At 51.8% G+C, this 917-nt stretch carries 2 tRNA genes; both read right to left on the minus strand.

The features are described from left to right. Positions 1 to 551: 551 nt before the first annotated feature. Positions 552 to 627, minus strand: a tRNA-Ala gene (locus ACCD05_RS31740). Positions 628 to 730: 103 nt separating this feature from the next. Then, a tRNA-Ile gene (locus ACCD05_RS31745) sits at positions 731 to 807 on the minus strand. Positions 808 to 917: the final 110 nt, after the last annotated feature.

Here is a 917-nt window from a genome sequence, read left to right on the forward strand (position 1 = left end):
ATCGCCTGTGCATGCCAAGGCATCCACCAAATGCCCTTACGACACTTAATCGTTCTCATTGCCAATGCTCATCATCTGGCTCCCGTTCTCGAAGAGAACGACAACAGACCGGGTTACCTTTTACAACCCAGCCAATCCAACAATGCCATCGACGTGTTCGATCGGATCACTTTATTGGAACTACGCCGAGCAGTTCGCTTGTGTCCGATCTTTAAGACCAGCTTCTCGAGATTAAATCCGGTACCGCGCGGTCAGGCAACGGTAATCCGATCATTGATCAGACAGTGTCAAAGACACCGAACAACCAACAATCCAGAGCGACAAGCTTCCTACCTACCTCCAGTCCCTCTTTCGCTTCCGGCCGGCTAGGCCATTCACGACGTCATTGGAACTGGGCTCGGACGCCGGGTCAAAAACCCAACACCTGGAAGCCTCCAGATCAATCTTCTCTTCACGATATATGCAGAACAGGCATCTGACCGAAGTCGATGCAAACTTTTATTTCTTCAGAAGACATTGCCATCTAACCCTCAGGCTCGACACCATCGATTTGGTGGAGCTGAGCGGGATCGAACCGCTGACCCCCTGCTTGCAAAGCAGGTGCTCTCCCAGCTGAGCTACAGCCCCTCCAGCTCGATCACCCCAGACGTTTCCATCCAAGGCTCGGCAACAATCCATAATCCCTTCAAGGCGCTCAAAGCACCCAAATCCAACAGTCACTCGAAGTGAATGGTGGGCCTGGGAAGACTTGAACTTCCGACCCCACGCTTATCAAGCGTGTGCTCTAACCAACTGAGCTACAGGCCCAATCTCGATGAAAGGGTTTACGGTTTTGTCTTCATGAAGAAAGAGAAACGTGGACGGCGCAGTTCGCCATACCATCCGATTACCGAAGTAATTCCGTGGCGTATTGCGTT

It is taken from the genome of Rhizobium sp. Rhizsp42 (assembly GCF_047304155.1).
Taxonomy (GTDB): Bacteria; Pseudomonadota; Alphaproteobacteria; order Rhizobiales; family Rhizobiaceae; genus Rhizobium.